This is a genomic window from Corynebacterium sp. H128 (assembly GCF_037482625.1).
In the GTDB taxonomy this organism is placed as follows: Bacteria; Actinomycetota; Actinomycetes; order Mycobacteriales; family Mycobacteriaceae; genus Corynebacterium.
Map to the genome: position 1 here is coordinate 110,066 of NZ_JBBHKW010000007.1, position 16,389 is coordinate 126,454.

General features: G+C 61.2%; 15 protein-coding genes. 10 read left to right on the forward strand and 5 right to left on the reverse strand.

The annotated features are described in order from the left end of the window. Window positions 1-178 precede the first annotated feature (178 nt). Window positions 179-1,267 carry an ATP-binding protein gene (locus WG915_RS07920; RefSeq protein ID WP_339564841.1) on the reverse strand — a complete coding sequence of 363 codons (1,089 nt, stop codon included), beginning with the start codon at window positions 1,265-1,267 and terminating at the stop codon, window positions 179-181. A gap of 13 nt (window positions 1,268-1,280) precedes the next feature. Beyond that, window positions 1,281-1,868, reverse strand: coding sequence for an AlbA family DNA-binding domain-containing protein (locus WG915_RS07925; protein WP_339564842.1), 588 nt, complete (start codon window positions 1,866-1,868; stop codon window positions 1,281-1,283). 355 nt (window positions 1,869-2,223) lie between these two features. On the opposite strand from WG915_RS07925, the gene WG915_RS07930 reads away from it, so the two are divergent. From WG915_RS07930 to WG915_RS07960, 7 genes are all read left to right on the forward strand, one after another. Next, entirely contained in the window at window positions 2,224-2,568 is a 345-nt protein-coding gene (locus tag WG915_RS07930) for an MmcQ/YjbR family DNA-binding protein (RefSeq protein WP_339564843.1), read from the forward strand. 83 nt (window positions 2,569-2,651) lie between these two features. Continuing rightward, entirely contained in the window at window positions 2,652-3,632 is a 981-nt protein-coding gene (locus WG915_RS07935; RefSeq protein ID WP_339564844.1) for a FecCD family ABC transporter permease, read from the forward strand. Then, window positions 3,629-4,402, forward strand: coding sequence for an ABC transporter ATP-binding protein (locus tag WG915_RS07940; protein WP_339564845.1), 774 nt, complete (start codon window positions 3,629-3,631; stop codon window positions 4,400-4,402). Before WG915_RS07935 ends, WG915_RS07940 begins: the two co-directional genes overlap by 4 nt. A gap of 36 nt (window positions 4,403-4,438) precedes the next feature. Continuing rightward, window positions 4,439-5,398 (forward strand): ABC transporter substrate-binding protein, encoded by a 960-nt coding sequence (locus WG915_RS07945; RefSeq protein WP_339564846.1) that lies wholly within the window; start codon window positions 4,439-4,441, stop codon window positions 5,396-5,398. A 133-nt stretch (window positions 5,399-5,531) separates the two neighbouring features. Beyond that, window positions 5,532-6,167, forward strand: a complete 636-nt coding sequence (locus WG915_RS07950) for a DedA family protein (RefSeq protein WP_339564847.1) — start codon at window positions 5,532-5,534, stop codon at window positions 6,165-6,167. Window positions 6,168-6,170: 3 nt separating this feature from the next. Further along, the gene (locus WG915_RS07955) at window positions 6,171-7,430 is read left to right on the forward strand and encodes an alpha/beta hydrolase (RefSeq protein ID WP_339564848.1); all 1,260 of its coding nucleotides are present in this window, start codon (window positions 6,171-6,173) and stop codon (window positions 7,428-7,430) included. Next, window positions 7,427-9,778 carry a bifunctional lysylphosphatidylglycerol flippase/synthetase MprF gene (locus tag WG915_RS07960; RefSeq protein ID WP_339564849.1) on the forward strand — a complete coding sequence of 784 codons (2,352 nt, stop codon included), beginning with the start codon at window positions 7,427-7,429 and terminating at the stop codon, window positions 9,776-9,778. The genes WG915_RS07955 and WG915_RS07960 overlap by 4 nt, the downstream gene beginning before the upstream one ends. Window positions 9,779-9,789: 11 nt before the next feature. Here WG915_RS07960 and WG915_RS07965 read toward each other — a convergent pair whose 3' ends face one another. From WG915_RS07965 to efeU, 3 genes are read right to left on the reverse strand one after another with little or no spacing between them, the layout of a single operon-like run. Continuing rightward, window positions 9,790-10,995 (reverse strand): Dyp-type peroxidase, encoded by a 1,206-nt coding sequence (locus WG915_RS07965; protein ID WP_339564850.1) that lies wholly within the window; start codon window positions 10,993-10,995, stop codon window positions 9,790-9,792. Then, window positions 10,992-12,152, reverse strand: a complete 1,161-nt coding sequence (efeO, locus tag WG915_RS07970; protein WP_339564851.1) for an iron uptake system protein EfeO — start codon at window positions 12,150-12,152, stop codon at window positions 10,992-10,994. Before efeO ends, WG915_RS07965 begins: the two co-directional genes overlap by 4 nt. Before the next feature lie 13 nt (window positions 12,153-12,165). After that, window positions 12,166-13,008, reverse strand: a complete 843-nt coding sequence (gene efeU / locus WG915_RS07975; protein WP_339564852.1) for an iron uptake transporter permease EfeU — start codon at window positions 13,006-13,008, stop codon at window positions 12,166-12,168. Between the two features lie 303 nt (window positions 13,009-13,311). On the opposite strand from efeU, the gene WG915_RS07980 reads away from it, so the two are divergent. From WG915_RS07980 to WG915_RS07990, 3 genes are all read left to right on the forward strand, one after another. Next, a complete protein-coding gene (locus WG915_RS07980; RefSeq protein ID WP_339564853.1) occupies window positions 13,312-13,821 on the forward strand; it encodes a hypothetical protein in 510 nt (169 codons plus the stop codon). Window positions 13,822-13,914: 93 nt separating this feature from the next. Further along, window positions 13,915-15,408: a DUF1846 domain-containing protein gene (locus WG915_RS07985; protein ID WP_339564854.1), complete on the forward strand. Its 1,494-nt coding sequence runs from the start codon at window positions 13,915-13,917 to the stop codon at window positions 15,406-15,408. 74 nt (window positions 15,409-15,482) lie between these two features. Next, a complete protein-coding gene (locus WG915_RS07990) occupies window positions 15,483-16,385 on the forward strand; it encodes a winged helix DNA-binding domain-containing protein (protein ID WP_339564855.1) in 903 nt (300 codons plus the stop codon). Window positions 16,386-16,389: the final 4 nt, after the last annotated feature.

The window sequence follows — 16,389 nt, forward strand, 5'->3', positions numbered from 1 at the left end:
AAAAAATAGTGGTCTGCGAGAGAGGGCTTAAATGTAAAAAGGTGGGAGTTTTACAAATGGGAGGCTCGAGGGTGAAATTGAACCCTTCGGGAAGGCATGGAAGCATATTGGCGGTAGAAGGGGACGACTATCGGCAATGGTCGTTCTAGTCGTTACCGGATGGTGGGATAAAGGATCCCTATTCCGCTGCTCGCCGGTAGGCGCGAAGTTTGCTAGTTGGTGGAGCCGTCGCCTCCACGAGTCCTGCTTCGATGAGCTCCTTGATTCGCATTCGCACCGTGGATTCTGTGCGGCCCCATAATTCGGCAAGCTCTGAGGTTTTTCGGGCGACTTGCAGGTCAACGTACTCGTACAATTCGGCAGCTGGTTTGCTGAGCGTAACAGGTGGTTTTGCAGATCCGAGTGCAAATTCTTCTGGGCCGATGGCGAATAACTGGTCGTCGACAAGCAGGCTGGCGAGGGTCTCTCGGGCTTCGTCACTATCGATTCCCAGGTGATCGCGTAGAGACAGGGTAGATACTGAACCGTGCTCTCGGGCGAGAAGAAGTGCGATGTCACTGTGTGGGTTTCTGGTGTGCCCGCGGCGACTGAGCCATGCTTGCGCTTCATCGTTGAGCAAACCGAATCGTGGCAGGATGACCCGGAAGTCACTGATTTCGTTACGGAATACCGGTGCACCCAACCCGTGCTGGGTCATGGAACGGATCATTGCTGGGATACCGCTACCTTGGTTTTCAGCGATGCGCTCACTACGGCCATTGTGCAGGTGGCTCAAAATGGTGGCGAGGACCTCATTGCGGGTGACGGAACGTCCATCGGTGATATTTTCCTCTGTTCGACCGCCCCACAATCCACCTGGATTAACTATTTCAACCCGGTCGGAGTAGATATCGACTGCGACCTGCTCTCCACGTGCGAATGGGCCGTAGTCGCGATGCATCACTGCGTTGGCAATGGCTTCGCGGATAGCCATTTCAGGAATTTCTTTTTGGTCAATTATGGTTCCGTTGGATTCGAGATAACGGGTTTTTAGATTGCCCATGACTTCGGTGGCGGCTGACTCGATTGCTTCTGGGATTGCACCGTCGCATCGTCTTCTTGATACGAATCGAAGTCCGCGCTCCCCAGAAGATTTCACGGTTGAAGGGTGGGTGGTGACGTCGATGAACAATTGGGGGAAGAACCTTTGCGGATATCGGCCCAGTGCAAGCAAGCCAGCGACTGTCGGATGAAGTGTTTGTACGTCGTCGTAATCGAAGGCGTTCACAAATCTCTTCAACTCATCTTGGTCGCGTGCTACTGAAAAAAAGTCGGGATCCTTCTGCTCGATATGCGGTGATCACCGTTTGCAGCGCGACTTCATCAATGTCATTCGAATCCGCTTCGGGTACAACCCTGCGGTCCGTAGGGTCTTGCCTGAGCCAGGTCTGTAAGGAATGAATTTCGTAGCCGTTCATGAGCTTGTCGGCATCTAATATCCGCTTGTAGCTGCCTTTAGCCAAGTTCCTACTAGTGACGTAACAAGGCATCTGTGAGGAAAGCTGCGGATCATCACGCATTGGTTCTACGTCGATGACGATGAGTTCGTGGTCTTCAAATCGGATTTCGTGCAGTGTGTGTCGAGGCACCGGGGTCACTTTCGGAGCAGCAGTAGCCGCAGTATCGAAACCATCAATCAATTCAGCTTTGATCTTCGCCGATTGAAATTTCGGATCAGGTGAGAATCCTGAACCCTCGTCTAACCCGAGAATGATCAAACCACCATCAGTGTTGGCAAAAGCGCTAACCGTTTCCCATAGTGCTTTGCCGACATGGTCACGCATACGTTTTGCCTCGACCCGCGCATTATCAGACCTGGCTGCGCGCATCTAAGAGATCTGTTGGGCGATCAGTTCATCGAAATGATCTGGTGTCATTTGTGATTCACCTGCACTGATTTTAGTAGTGATGGCAGTAATTGAGTAGTGATTTTAGTAATGAAAGGGCAAAATTAGAAGTGAAGGTACGTAGTGATGAAGCGAAATTTAGTAATGATTCTCCGGTAGGGGACGAGTGAAATAGCTCGACATTGTGCCAACAAAGCTGCGGTTGTGAACAAGATCGGTGGCGACCGCTCCATCAAGTACCGGCTCCGCTAGTCAATCATTACGCAGGTCAGCGCAGATAAATACAAGGGGGAGACAGTGCTTTTCTTGCCTGTCGCTGCCCTCTAGAGTGGGTCCTATGGATCAAGAGCCGAACCTCCACGACCTCACCCGCGACGTCGCGCTGCAGCTGGCGAGCACCCAGGAGATGCCCTTCGCGGGCACGTGGGAGGCCTTCAAGATCCGGGGCAAGTGGTTCGCGCTTATGGGCTACTACAACGGCAAGCGCATCCTGAACGTGAAGGTCGACCCTTTCGAAGGTGAAATGCTGCGGCAGCAGTATCCCGGCATTACGCCTGGATATCACATGAATAAGCGGCATTGGATCACGATCACTGAGGGCGAAGGAGTGCCGGATGCTCTGGTCAAAGAGCTGGTCCAGGATTCCTACCGGCTCGTCGCGCCTGCACAAGCGCCAACCTGAAAACCCCGTGCGCTATGATTCGACTATCAATTACAGGAAACCATGTGCAATAGCCCGTTGAGGGCTAAGAAAGCGTACCGCTAATGAAAGTGCGGGTTGCCACGTTGCCGCTGGCGGTGCTCGTTTTGGTCGTCGTCACGCTGCTTGCGCTGCGGCTGGGTCCGGTGGACATCCCGCTGGCCGAGCTGCCCGGGAACCTGGTGGTCCGTACGATCCGACTGCCACGGGTGATCCTGGCCGGGCTGGTGGGGGCCGCGCTGGCCACGGCGGGTGCCCTGATGCAGACCGTGTTCCACAACCCGCTGGCGGACCCGGGCATCATCGGGGTGTCCGCCGGTGCCTCCCTCGGGGCGGTGCTGACCATAGTGAGCGGGGCGAGCCTGCTCGGGGCCTGGTCTGTCCCGGCAGGCGCTTTTGCCGGTGCGCTGCTGACCGTCGCGGTGGTGTACTTGATCGCCAGCACGCGTCGCGCGGCGGACCCGGCGACCCTGGTACTGGTCGGCATGGCCGTCACTTCCCTGATGGGTGCGATCATCTCGGCTGCGGTGGCCAATGCGCCGCATGATTCAGACCTGCGCAGCGTGATGTTTTGGCTCAACGGCGACTTGGTGGCGCGCACCTGGGGGCACGTGCAGGTGGCCACCCTGCCGATCCTGGTGGCGATCGGCCTGTCGTGGCTGCTGGCTCGGGACCTGAACGTGCTGCTGCTGGGCGAGGACACGGCGCAGTCGAGCGGGCTGTCGGTTAAGGAGCTGCGGGTGATGGTGCTGGCCCTGGCGGCCCTGATGACGGCGACGGCGGTGGCGGTCAGCGGCACCATTTCCTTTGTCGGCCTGGTAGTGCCGCACCTGATTCGCATTGTGCTCGGCCCGGATCACCGCCTGCTGCTGCCGCTCGCGGGCGTGCTGGGCGGCACTTTTGTCATTGGCGCGGACATCGTGGCGCGGCTGCTGTTCCAGCCGATTGTGCTGCAGACCGGTACTGTGGTGGCGTTCGTTGGCTCCCCGATCTTCCTCTACCTGCTGCTGCGCACCCGTAACTCGCGGCGGGGGCTGGGACTATGAAAGGGCTCGCGGTCGGCGGCCTCAGCGCAGGTTTTGGGTCCCCCGTGGTCCGCGACGTCTCTTTCGTGGCGCCGGCGGGCCAGGTCACGGCGCTGGTCGGCCCGAACGGCGCCGGCAAGTCCACCTTGCTCGCGGCGATTGCGGGCGTGCTCCCCTGCTCCGGCGAGTTGCTTATCGACGCCCACAGCATCCAAGGCCTCAGCGCCAGGCGGCGCGCCCAGCAGATCGCCTTCGTCCCGCAAGACACAGCTCTGACCATCGGGTTTAGTGCTGCGGAGGTGGTGGCGCTGGGCCGCTACCCGCACCGCGGTCGCTGGTCCCTTGAAACACAGCATGACCGGGAGGTGACCGCGGGAGCACTGGAGGCCGTCGGCGCCGCACATCTGGCAGAGCAGCCGGTCAGCGAGCTCTCGGGTGGCGAGCGTCAGCTTGTCCACATCGCGCGTGCCCTCGCCCAAGACACCCCGGTGCTGCTCCTCGACGAGCCCGTCTCCGCGCTGGACTTGCGGCATCAGGTGGTTGTCCTCGAGTTGCTGCGCCGGCTGGCTAGCCGCCACGTTGCTGTGGTGGTGGTCCTCCACGATCTCAACCTGGTCGCCCGCTGGTGCGATGGAGCCGTGCTGCTGGGCCAAGGTCGCGTGCGCGCCGCTGGCGCCGTCGCGGATGTCCTCACCTCTCCCATTCTGGAAGAGGTCTACCAGATCCCGCTCGCAGTGTCGCGCAATCCGCACACCGGTTGCCTAGTCCTCACCCCGAAACCGACCTCATAACTAAATACCAATAATTTCAAGGAAAGAAGGACAACGATGAGGAAGACTATCGTCGCCGCGCTGCTCGCAGCGTGTGCAGCATGCACGGCGTGTACCGCGCCAGCGCCACAGGAGGCTGGCTCGGGCCCGGCGTCGACAAGCGCGACGGTGGCGTTCCCGCGCACCGTCCGGGTTGGGGAGGCGGACGTCACCGTGCCCGCGAAACCGCAGCGCATCGCGGTGCTCACCCCGGACCTGACCGCCTTGGCGCTGCCGCTGGCGGGCAAGGAGCGCGTGGTCATGGCCGCTGAGATGAACCCGGAACTAGGACAGGTGGCGGCGGACGCCAACTCGATCGAACACGTGCTCAAAGTCGGCGCGCCCGTGGACCCGGAGCACATCCTTTCCGCCAGCCCCGACCTAGTGCTGATTAGCGCCCGCAGCGACAGCGAAAAGGATGCCACCGCGATGCTGCGGGACGCCGGGCTGCCCCTGGCCGTCGTGTCCACCGACGCCTGGACCGGCATCGATGACATTCTCACTCACATTGGCGAGGTGTCGCAGCTCCTTGGCGAGGAGGCGGCGGGCGAGCAGATGCGCGCCGACATCACGCAGCGACGCGCGGCAGTCAAGCACGCCACCAGCACGCCGAGCGTTGCCACCATCGTGCACCGCGGCGGCAAGGACATGATCATGGGCAAATCCACCATCCTCAACGGTCTCGTGCGAGAGGCCGGCGGCCGGCCGATCATCGACACCCTCGGCGCGCCGGGCTCTGTGCCCGCCGACCCGGAGGCGCTGCTGAAGGCCAACCCCGAGGTCATCATCGTCCAGAAATACCGTGGCCGGGGCGCCGATGAACTGCGGCCGCTGCTGGATAACCCTGCCCTGGCGCAGGTACCCGCAATCAAGAACGGCCGCGTCTACTACGTTGACTCCGCCACCACCGGCGTGACCTCTGCCGCGGGCATCGTCGACGGCCTGGAGCAGGTGGCCGGGTTCTTGAGCGAAGGCTAGCTCTTCGAGGTCGCCAGGAAGCAGGGCTTTCGGATCTAGCGTGGTGAGTCTGCGCGGCTGGGATGAATGGAAAGTTGCAATTGTGGCCATTGAGAGAGATTCTTGATTGCTTAAATAAAAAAAGGAGTTCCTCATGTCACTTTCTTCCCTGCTTGACGCAGGCACGCTCCTCCAAGGCTTTGGCCCCTGGGCACTTGCTGGCATCGCCCTGGTGGTGTTCATCGAGTCCGGTGTGCTGTTCCCCTTCCTGCCTGGAGACTCGCTGCTGGTTACCGCCGCGATCCTGCGCCATGACCTGCGCCTTACTGTCATCGTTTTGATTATCGTGGCAGCTATCGCTGCGATTGCGGGCGACCAGGTGGGGTTCTGGCTCGGACGTCGCTTCGGGCGCGGCCTGTTCAAAGACGATGCCCGCATCCTCAAGACAGACCACCTGAACCAGGCTGAAGCATTCTTTGCCCGCCACGGCTCATTCGCGTTGGTCCTGGGCCGCTTCGTCCCGATCGTGCGCACCTACGTGCCGCTCGCAGCTGGCACCGCGGACATGCCCTACCGCAAATTCCTCGGCTGGAATGTCCTCGGAGCGCTTGGCTGGGTCATCTCCATGACGATGGTCGGCGTGCTGCTTGGTGACATCCCGGGTATCGCGCACCGTATCGACGCCATCATGCTCGTCATCGTCGGCCTATCGGTGCTCCCGATTGTCATCTCTGCGAGCGCCAAATGGATCAAGTCCCGTCGCGCCGTACCAGTTCCTATCGAAAGCTAGGAAATGCTCGAATGGTTCGGGGAGATTTCCCTTACTGAAAGCCCCGCACCGTATCTGATCTACATCATGCTCGGTGGCTCGATGCTCATTGCGGCAGCGGGCTGGGCTGGGCAGCGAAAGCGTACCCTCAAAGCCGCCATGCTGGCTGTGGGCGCGGCACTCACCTGTTGGTTGATTCTGGAGGTGGCTTGGAAGCCCTTCCCGGATCGCATTCCATGGCAGATCTACGTAGCCGGCGCTGGCGCATCCTTCGTGCTGTTCAGCGCCTTCTTGCAGCGGGGTCGCCGTCGCCTCCTAGCAGCGCTCACAGTATTCGCCATCGCCGGCGCGTGGGGCGTATTCAACCTGGAATTCCAGGAATACCCCACCGTCCGCTCACTGGAGCCCCGGCCGGTTGCTGCACCGATGGACTACGAGACTTTCCAGAGCACCTACGAAGCCGCCCGGCAGGCACCGCAACTCGACGGCCGTGAGGTAGGAGCCCTGGTGACCGTTGACCTCGATGCAACCCAGTTCACGCATCGCCCCGCGATCGCCTATCTGCCACCGGCCTACTTCACTCGTCCTGATCTCAAGTTGCCAGTCTTAGTGCTGATGGCCGGTAACCCCGGCAAACCCCAGCAATGGTTTGATTCCGGTGGCGCTGCGATCACTCTCGATGACTACCAAGCCACCCACGGTGGGATTTCACCGATCGTCGTGAGCGTCGATGGCACCGGTTCGATGACTGCGAATCCGATTTGTGTGGATGGCCCGACCGAGAAGGTCCAGACCTACCTGGCGGTGGACGTCCCAGCCCAGCTGAAAGAAAAATTCCGGGTGGATCCGAATCAGCAACGGTGGACGATTGGCGGGCTGTCCTATGGCGGCACGTGCTCCTTGCAGATAGTCACGAATGCGCCGGACTCCTATGGCACGTTCTTGGACTTCTCGGGGCAGCGGGAGCCAACCGTGGGCGATCACAGCAAGACGGTGCAGCAATTCTTCGAGGGTGATGAGGATGCCTATCAGGCGGTGAACCCGGAACGTCTGCTCGAAGACGCGGCGGGGACCAGAAAGTACGCCCAGCTGCAAGGCCGCTTCATCGCTGGGGCGAAAGACTCGCATGCCCGCGAGGACCTCAGCGAGTTGAACCGCAAAGCGCAGGAAGCCGGAATGCAGAGCAGTTATGCGGAAGTCCAAGGAGGCCACAGCTACCAGGTGTGGCGGGTGGCGTTGCGGGAAAACCTTGATTATGTCGCTGCACGGGGAGGGCTGAAATGAAGCTACTAAGACAGATGCCAATCAGCATTTCAGCGATCGTGCTGTTGTGGGCGTTGCAGGCCGGGTTTGGTTTCGAATCCGCCAGGATGCGTGACGGCTTGGGATTCGGCGTCGACACGCACTCGCCGTGGTGGACCGTTGCCACTTCCGCGCTGACCGCAACAACCTGCTCTGGCGCGGTCTTAGCGACGCTGGCGCTAGTGGTGTTCGGTGGAGTAGCTGAACGCCAGCTCGGTGCCAAGGCCTATCTCGCGGTCGCAGTGGGTGCGCACCTAGCGGGCTTGGGCTTGGGCGCGGCGACGGCCCGCCTGCTTGAAGCTGGTGGACTGTACTGGGGCACAGCGCTGGAGCTCGAGCGCGTGCTCAATCCCTTCGTGTGGCTGTGTGGGGCGACGATGTATGCGAGCGCCAAGATGGGGCCGATGCGGCGACATCGCCTGCGCACGATCTTCTTCGCGCTCACTATCACACTGATTCTCTACGCGGGTGTGATGGCGGACTTCGCATTCTTCTTTGCCACCCTGGTGGGCTGGGCTGCAGGCCAGTGGCGGTACCGCCTTGGACTTGTCCGACCCATTATTTCTATCCGAGAGTCCCGCATCCTCGTTGCACTGGTATTCGGCGCGGTCTTCGTAGGTCCGCTGCTATCGAGCCTAAACCCGGATGCCACTGCGCCTTTCGCCAACGCGGCCTCCTTCATCCTCCCGCACACGTCGAGCGATCACGTCAGTTGGTTGTGTGAGAGGAAGCCCGATTCACGCGCCTGCCTGCATGCCTTGGCGCAGCTGCGCGTGGCTGGCATCGGTCCATTTGTGGCGAATCTGATGCCCCTGGTTGTGGTCGTGGTGATCGCGCTCGGCCTCGTGCGGGGTCGCAGCCTGGCCCTGAAGGCCGGGGTGATTGCTAATCTGTGCGCCATCGCTGCGATAGCTAATGAACTGCGGGTCCTGGGGCAATTCACTGTCCCGCTCGCCTGCTACCTGGCATTGCCCTGGTTGGCATCGAGTGTGCTCCTCCTGCTACGGCGGGATCTGTTCCGGGTCGAGCTAGTAGCACGCCGGCGCTGGCGCTTTGTCGGGGCACTTTTTGCCTGGTGGCTGCTCACAGCGGTGGTGTGGCTGGTGGGTGCGCGACTACTGATCGGAGGGTCGTGGCTGGATATCGCTGCCGCTACCCCACTGCGCTACATTCCGCCGATGGTCGGGAAGTTTGCCACCTTTGATGTGCTCCCAACGTCTGCGGCCGCTTGGGTACTCACCGAGTGGACTGGCATCGTGTTCTGGCTGGGATTCATCGCGCTGTTTCAGCGCGTGCTGCAGCGCCCGGCCGATCCGGGGCTCGCCCAGGAGCGGGCATTGGCGCGGTCTATGCTGCAGCGTGGCAGCGGCGATCACCTTTCGTGGATGACCCTGTGGCCGGGGAATTCCTATTGGTTTGGCCCGGACGGCTATGTGGCCTATCAGCTGCACAACGGTATCGCCGTGACCGTGGGCGAGCCGGTGAGCTGCGGTGGCTCCATCGCAGACCTGGCGAGCGAATTCGAAAGAGAGATCTACGCTACTGGTGCCCAAGTTGCCTGGTATTCGGTGCGCGCTGATTTCGCAGCCTCGCGCTCGGGCTGGGACAGCGTACTGGTGGCAGAGGAATCCGTCGTAGCGGTGCGGGAAAGCCCCGAGTTCAAGGGCAAGAAGTTCCAGGACATCCGTACCGCCCGCAACCGTGCCGAAAAGGAAGGCATCCGCTGCGAGTGGACCACGTGGGCTGATTGTTCGCTCAGCACGAGAGCACAGATCACCGCGATTTCTGAGGACTGGGTATCCGAGAAAGCGCTACCGGAGATGGGCTTTACCCTCGGCGGGCTTGCAGAGCTCGACGACCCCGAGGTGCGCCTGATGTTGGCCTTCGATGCGGAAGGGACCGTGCATGGTGTGACGAGCTGGTTGCCGGCTCACTGCGATGGCGCCGTTGCGGGGCTAGTGCTGGACTTCATGCGTCGCCGCGCGGATGGCTTCCGCCCCGTGGTGGAATTCCTCATCGCCTCGACGCTGGAGCAGGCGCACCAGGACGGCCTGACCTGGGTCTCCCTGTCTGGAGCGCCACTAGCGGCCGCCGGGTCGGGCACACTCGGGCAGGTACTTGATCGAGTCGGCCATGCGCTCGAGCCACTCTATGGCTTCCGCTCGCTGGCAGCGTTCAAGAAGAAGTTCAACCCCGATCATGAGCAGTGGGTGCTCGCCTACCGAGACGAATTCTCCCTGCCAGCGATCGGCATGGCGGTGTCCAAGTGCTATCTGCCGAACACCTCGGTAGGTGACCTCATGGTTGCCATGCGTGCGCGTGGCTCATAGTGGTGGCGGGGTTAGGCGTCGAAAAGCGCCTGCCCGACGAAGTTGTCGCCGTCCTTGATTCCGCCGGGTACGAGGTAGAGCCCCGTGGCCACATGCTGGATGTATTCGGTGAGGAGATCATCCGTCATGCGGGACAGCACCGGGATGAAGTTGGTCTGCGGGTTGGCAACGTAGGCGATGAAGACCAGCCCAGCGTTGAGACGGCCGAGGTAGTCGATACCTTCGGTGTAGTTGTAGCCGCGACGCAGCATCCGCGCTCCCCCGTTGTTCGACGGGTGCATGAGCGTGACGTGTGACTTCGGATCCATGGCGGGATGTTGGAACTCGGGCGGAGTGAATTCCTCCCCGCCCGACAGTGGTGCGCCTTCATTCTTATCGCGGCCGAACACGTTCTCCTGGGTGTCTAGGGAAAGCTCATCCCAGACCTCCATCATCATCTTGATCTTGCGTAGGCACAGGTAGGAGCCGCCGTCGGCCCAGCTGCCATCGCTAATCCACAGATGTTTGTTCAGTTCGCTGTCGGGTTCTTCGGCGACGATGTTGGAGGTGCCGTCCTTGAACCCGAACAGGTTTCGTGGGGTTTCCTGATCCTCGGAGGTGGAGGAGGTGCGGCCGTAGCCGAGCTGCACCCAGCGCACCGAGGCCAGGCCAAAAGCTATGCGTTTGAACTGGTGTAGCGCGTGGAGCACCACCATGGGGTCCTCACCACAGATCTGGATGATGAGGTCGCCGTGGGAAGCGTCCTGGTTCAGGTATTCCGCACTCATGCGGGGAATACCGCCCCGCAGCGGCTCAGGCATGCGGTGGGCGAGCTGGTAGCGGTCGCCCTTCGTGGAGTGCTCGAAGAGAGAAGCGCCGAAGCCGAAAGTGATGCTCAAGGAGGCGGCACTGTATCCCATCGCCTCCCCTGTATCGTCCGGCGGCACATCGCGCCGGGCCTTGGGAGTGTTGATGAGCTCGCCTGCCTGCATCCGCTCGGCTGCGGTGGTCCACTTGGTGAGCAGGTCGATCAGGTCCTCGCGCAGGGTGGCGGTCATGTCGAAGGCCACCAGGATCATCTGCTGCTGGGCCGGGGTGAGGATGCCGGATTGGTGCTGGCCACGAAAGGGCACCGGCTCGCTGCTTGCCGACGGCGTTAGCCGCGCAGCCCCGAAACCAAGGCCTGCGGCGCCGAGGCCCAGCGCGCCCGCGCCGAGGAATGATCGACGGGAAATCACTTGACGATGGCCTCCGTCAGCTTGGCCAGTGGCACGCGCAGGGCATCCACCTGGTCGGAGAGCTCGCGGCGCTGCTTTTCATCGAGCTTGTCGTAAGACACGTAGCCCTCGCCCTCCTGGTACTGCTTCAGTGCCTGCTCTAGGGCGGTGAAGCGTGCCGAGATGGTCTTGGCTAGATCTGGGTCAGTCTGCTTGGCCAGTTCTTCGACGTTGCCGAAGGCAACCTTGGCGCCCTCGACGTTGGCGGCGAAGTCCTGCAGGTCAGTGTGGGAGAAGGCCTCTTCCTCACCGGTGATCTTGGAGGTAGCGACTTCTTCGAGCAGGCCGATCGCGCCGTTGGAAATATCATCCAGATTTACCTGGAACTCTGCGGAGTAGACGAGGTCGTAGAGCTTCTGGGTGTCTGCCACCAACTGATCGCCCACTGCGGTGCGGTCCACGGCAGCGCCCTCCCACAGATCCTTCTCGATGACGTGCCAGCCGGTCCACTGGCGATCGCCCTTCGAGTCATCCTCCTGGAAGTCTGCCTCGCGCTCGTCCAAAGCCGGGTCGATATCGCCGAAGGACTCCGCGGTCGGCTCGATGCGCTCGTAGTAGGCGCGGGTCGGGGCGTACAGCGCCTTCGCCTTCTCGACGTCCCCAGCCTTGTAGGCCGCAGCGAACTCCTGGGTCTTGGTCAACAGCTGCCCGGTCTGATCGCGGACATAAGCAGAATAGTTCGTAGTGGCGGCATCGATGAGAGCCTTGTCGTCAGTGTTTACTTCCGCATCAGGGTTCTCGGCGACTGTGAATTCCTTGACGTCGACAAGCGCGCCCACCATGTTGGTCTTGCAGGCGGTGTAGTAGGTGCCTGGCTGCAGCAACACGGTGTAGTCAGTGGTGGTGCCCGGGCCGAGGTTTTCGCGCTCGCCGACGATGCGCAGCTTGTCCTCGGCGAGGATCTCAAACTCGTTGCGGACCGTACCCTTGTTCGCGAGCTTGAAGGACGTGCGTCCGGCCTTTACGTTGTTGGCGGAGACATCGCACTTGTCATCGGTGATCTGCACGCTGAGGGATTCTTGCGCGGCGGTATCGGCGGAATTGGATGCTGGCTCGTTGGCAACGCAGCCCGTGAGTACGAGCACGGAGGCGGACAGCGGGAGGAAGAGACGCTTCATGAACTTGGGTCCTTTAGGTAGTGGCAGTTTTGCGAGCATGTGGCCACGGTTGACGTGCAAAGTACAGTGGCAGCACGATGGCCAGGAAACCGGCCCAGGCGAAAACTTGCAGGTAGGTTGGGGAAACGTTGAAGTTGAACATGGCCTCGAGCAGCACGAACCACCAGCTGGAGACATGATCCTGGAAGGCCGGCGACCAGTCGTAAGCGGTGTGGCCCCAGCCGGGAAGTACGCTGGCCTCCTGGAAATCGCCGATGCCGTAGGAGAGGATGCCCGCGGCAACGATGATGAGCAGCAGCCCGGTGTAGAAGAAGAAGTAACGCAGGTTGATTCGCGCGCTACCTCGGTAGATCAGCCAGCCGATGGCCACCGCCAAGACTAATCCAAGGGCAACACCCAGGGTCGGTTGCCAGAGTTGGGATTGCACATCTGCGCGCAGGGTTGCCCACACAAAAACAGCCGTCTCCACGCCCTCGCGACCGACGGAGATGGCGGCGAGCCAGACGAGCGCCCAGGAGCTCTTGGCGAGGGCCGCATCTGTCTTGCCTGTCAGTTCCGTGCCCAAATGACGGGCATTCTTGGCCATCCAGAAGATCATCCAGGTGACCATTGCCACGGCAATGATCGACAGTGAACCACCGAGGATTTCCTGCCCCTGGAAGCTGAGTGTGTATGGGCCCCAGGTCATGAAAGCGCCCGCAGCCAGCGGAATCGCAATGGCTAGCGCGACACCGAGCCATAGCTTGGGAAGGACATCCCGTCGCCCGACCTTGATTGCGTAGGCAACGAGGATACCTACGATGAGGGAAGCTTCCACGCCTTCGCGCAGGGCTATCAGGAAGTTTGCCAAGAACAAGGACGTGGTCTCTTTTCATGAGGGGACTGCGTGCCCATCTAAAATAACTTCTTTTAGCGCTGGTCAGGTAAGGCTACCCCTATATAGGTAAGGCTAGGCTTTGCTGCAGGATTGAAGTTTAAAGCACTTCTGGAGCTGTAATGCGCCCGGTGGTAATCGCCCCACGACACAGCTGTACGTTGTATCCATCGGCAAGGCCGGAGTTGGGGTTGGGCAAACGCTACAAGTACAGTACGGTTTCGCCTGCGTGACGATCTTATAACATCGCCACTTGGGCTATTTTGGCTGGCTAGGGTGGTCAGCATGGATAAGCGTACCGGCCTTGCCTTGCTCTTTGCACCGCTCGTGTTCGCTGCTGGATGTAGTAGCGGCCCGGCACCGATTGCTGCTGATCCGCGCACTGTCGCCCAGATTTCGGTCACCGGTTCGGCAGAACCAGCGGCACAGAATAGTCATGTGGCTAGTGCGACGGTGCGACCGACGTCGACAAGCAAGCAGCCTGCGGCAGCCATGGAACTGCCGGAGCCGAAAGCTGTGGCTGAGCACTGCCAGCTAAGTCGGATCACCGGTGAGCTGGGACGCCCTGAGACGAAGTCGACACTGGCATTTTGTGATGGAAAATGGGCCAAACTGGGGGCCCAGGGTGAGCATCAGGAGCTATTTGCGCAGTGGAACGGCAGCAAGTGGGAGGGCTTGAAGCCGGACGGCACGCTCCCGAATGGGTCGCTGGCCTCGTGCTATGCGCCGGGGCGTATCGCCAAGCTTGCTGCGCCACCGGAGATTGACCTGCTGCCCTGTCCAGCAGCACAGTGAATTTAATTCCAAGGTGGGCTGCATCCCCGGCGGGGAATCGTTGATAGACTTTCCGGGCGTACCTAATGCTTCTAAAGAAGGGCGCGGAGCAGTATGACTGCACACCAGGTCGGATTCGATCGCGACAAATACATTGCGATGCAATCGCACCACATTAAAGAGCGACGCGACCAGATCGGCGGCAAGCTGTACCTGGAAATGGGCGGCAAGCTTTTCGACGACATGCACGCCTCCCGAGTCCTCCCAGGCTTTACTCCAGACAACAAGATCGTGATGCTGGAGCAGCTCAAGGACGAGCTGGAAATCCTCGTCTGCCTCAGTGCCAAGGACCTGCAGCGCCACAAGGTGCGCGCGGACCTTGGCATCACTTATGAAGAAGACGTACTGCGCCTCATCGACGAATTTCGTGCTGCTGGCTTCCTAGTGGAGCACGTGGTGATGACCCAGATGGAAGATGACAACTCCCAGGGCGCCGCTTTCAAGGGCCGACTTGAGCGTCTCGGGTTGAAGGTATCCATCCACCGCACAATCCCGGGTTATCCCTCCAACACCAAGCTTGTGGTTTCCGAAGACGGCCTCGGCCGGAACGAGTACGCGGAAACGACGCGCGACCTGGTCGTCGTCACGGCACCGGGACCGGGCTCCGGTAAGCTTGCCACCTGCCTGTCGCAGATGTACCACGAGCACCAACGCGGCATCCAGACCGGCTACGCCAAGTTCGAAACCTTCCCAATCTGGAACATTCCGCTCGATCACCCAGTGAACGAGGCCTACGAGGCCGCCACCGTGGACTTGGATGACAAGAACATCATCGATCCCTTCCACCTGGCCGCCTACGGCGAGACCACCGTCAACTACAACCGTGACGTAGAGGTATTCCCGCTGCTCAAGGTGCTCCTGGAGCGGATCGCTGGCTCTTCGCCGTACCAGTCCCCCACCGACATGGGCGTCAATATGGCTGGACACTGCATCTCCAACGATGAGGCGTGCCGAGAGGCTGGTCGCCAGGAAATCATCCGCCGCTACTACAAGGAGCTGGTGAATGAGGCCCGCGCGGAGCTCGACCCGATCGGCTCTGAACGCGTCGCAATGATCATGGGCCGGCTAGGAATCGAACAATCTGACCGGGTTGTGATTGCGCCGGCTGTCGAACTGGCCGAAGCTACCCAGGCACCCGCTGCAGCACTGGAGCTTGCCGACGGCCGCATCGTCACCGGCAAGACCTCACCGCTGCTCGGTTGCTCGGCGGCCGTCGTACTGAATGCGCTGAAGCTGCTCGCTGGCATATCGGATGACGTGCACCTGCTCTCCCGAGACTCCATTGCGCCAATCCAAACGCTGAAGACCCAGCACCTCGGCTCTCGGAACCCCCGCCTGCACACCGACGAAGTGCTCATCGCGCTCTCCGTCTCCGCAGGTAGCGACGACAATGCGCGCCGCGCCCTGCAGCAATTGCAGAACTTGCGGGGCTGTGACATTCACACCACCACCATTCTCGGCTCTGTGGACGAGGGCATCTTCCGCAACCTGGGTGTGTTGGTGACCTCCGAGCCGAAGTTCGCAAAGAAGAGCCTCTACCGGAAGTAGGCGCTGGGCTTTCCGCATAAAGCTGCGCTCGGCGAGCGCAGCGTTCGCGCGTCGACACAACCTAGGATCTAGTTATGGACTTCCCTGCGCTGCGCGCCCGCCGAATCTACGCCCAGAAACTGCTGCACCCGATGGAAACCGCTACCCAGGCTGCCCGCTGGATGCTCGCCACCCAGGGGCAGCAGTACGGGTCGGGCATCACGGCGATCGAGGTGCGTTCTGCGGAGCCGGTGGCTGCTGCCGTCGAGAAGCAGATGATCGTGCGTACCTGGTCGCAGCGCGGCACCCACCACTTTTTGGCAGCCGAGGACGCGCAATGGATGATGCGGCTGTGCGGCCCGCGCCCGGAGGCTGCCGCCGCTAAACGACGCCCAGGCCTCGGCATCACCCCGGAGTTTTATCAATCTTGTTATCGGGACTTCTTAGCGGCGCTGGGGGACGGTCCGGTCTCACGAAGCGAGGCATATGGGATTTTCGGTGCTGACGGAACAGTCGGTGGCCATTTGCTGCGCTCATTCGGTGGCCTGGGAGAGATTGTGCAAGGCGCGCGCCGGGGCAAGGAGGACGTGTTCATGCTGGTGAGCGCGCTGCCCGTTGCCTCACGTGAGCTGGATAGCGATGAAGCCTTAACGGAGCTTGGCACTCGTTACTTCCACTCCCGCGGGCCCGCCACGGTGCAGGATCTGGCCTGGTGGAGCGGGCTGACCGTGCGGGATGCGAAGCGAGCGGCGGCACTGGCGCGAGATGTCATCGCAGTAGGCAACTACTTCATGGGAGCTTTCCAAGAAGAGTGGTCGGACTTCGAGGCAGCATTGTCGCTGCAGCTCTCGCTTCCTGCCTTTGATGAGTACTTGCTGGGCTATGGCGATCGCGCTGCCGTGTGCGCGCCGGAGCTGGTGCCCATCGTGGGGCCGACCAGGAACCGGATATGCAGGCCGTTCACAGTCTCGCGTGGTGAGGTAGTGGCGGAAACCTAGCCAC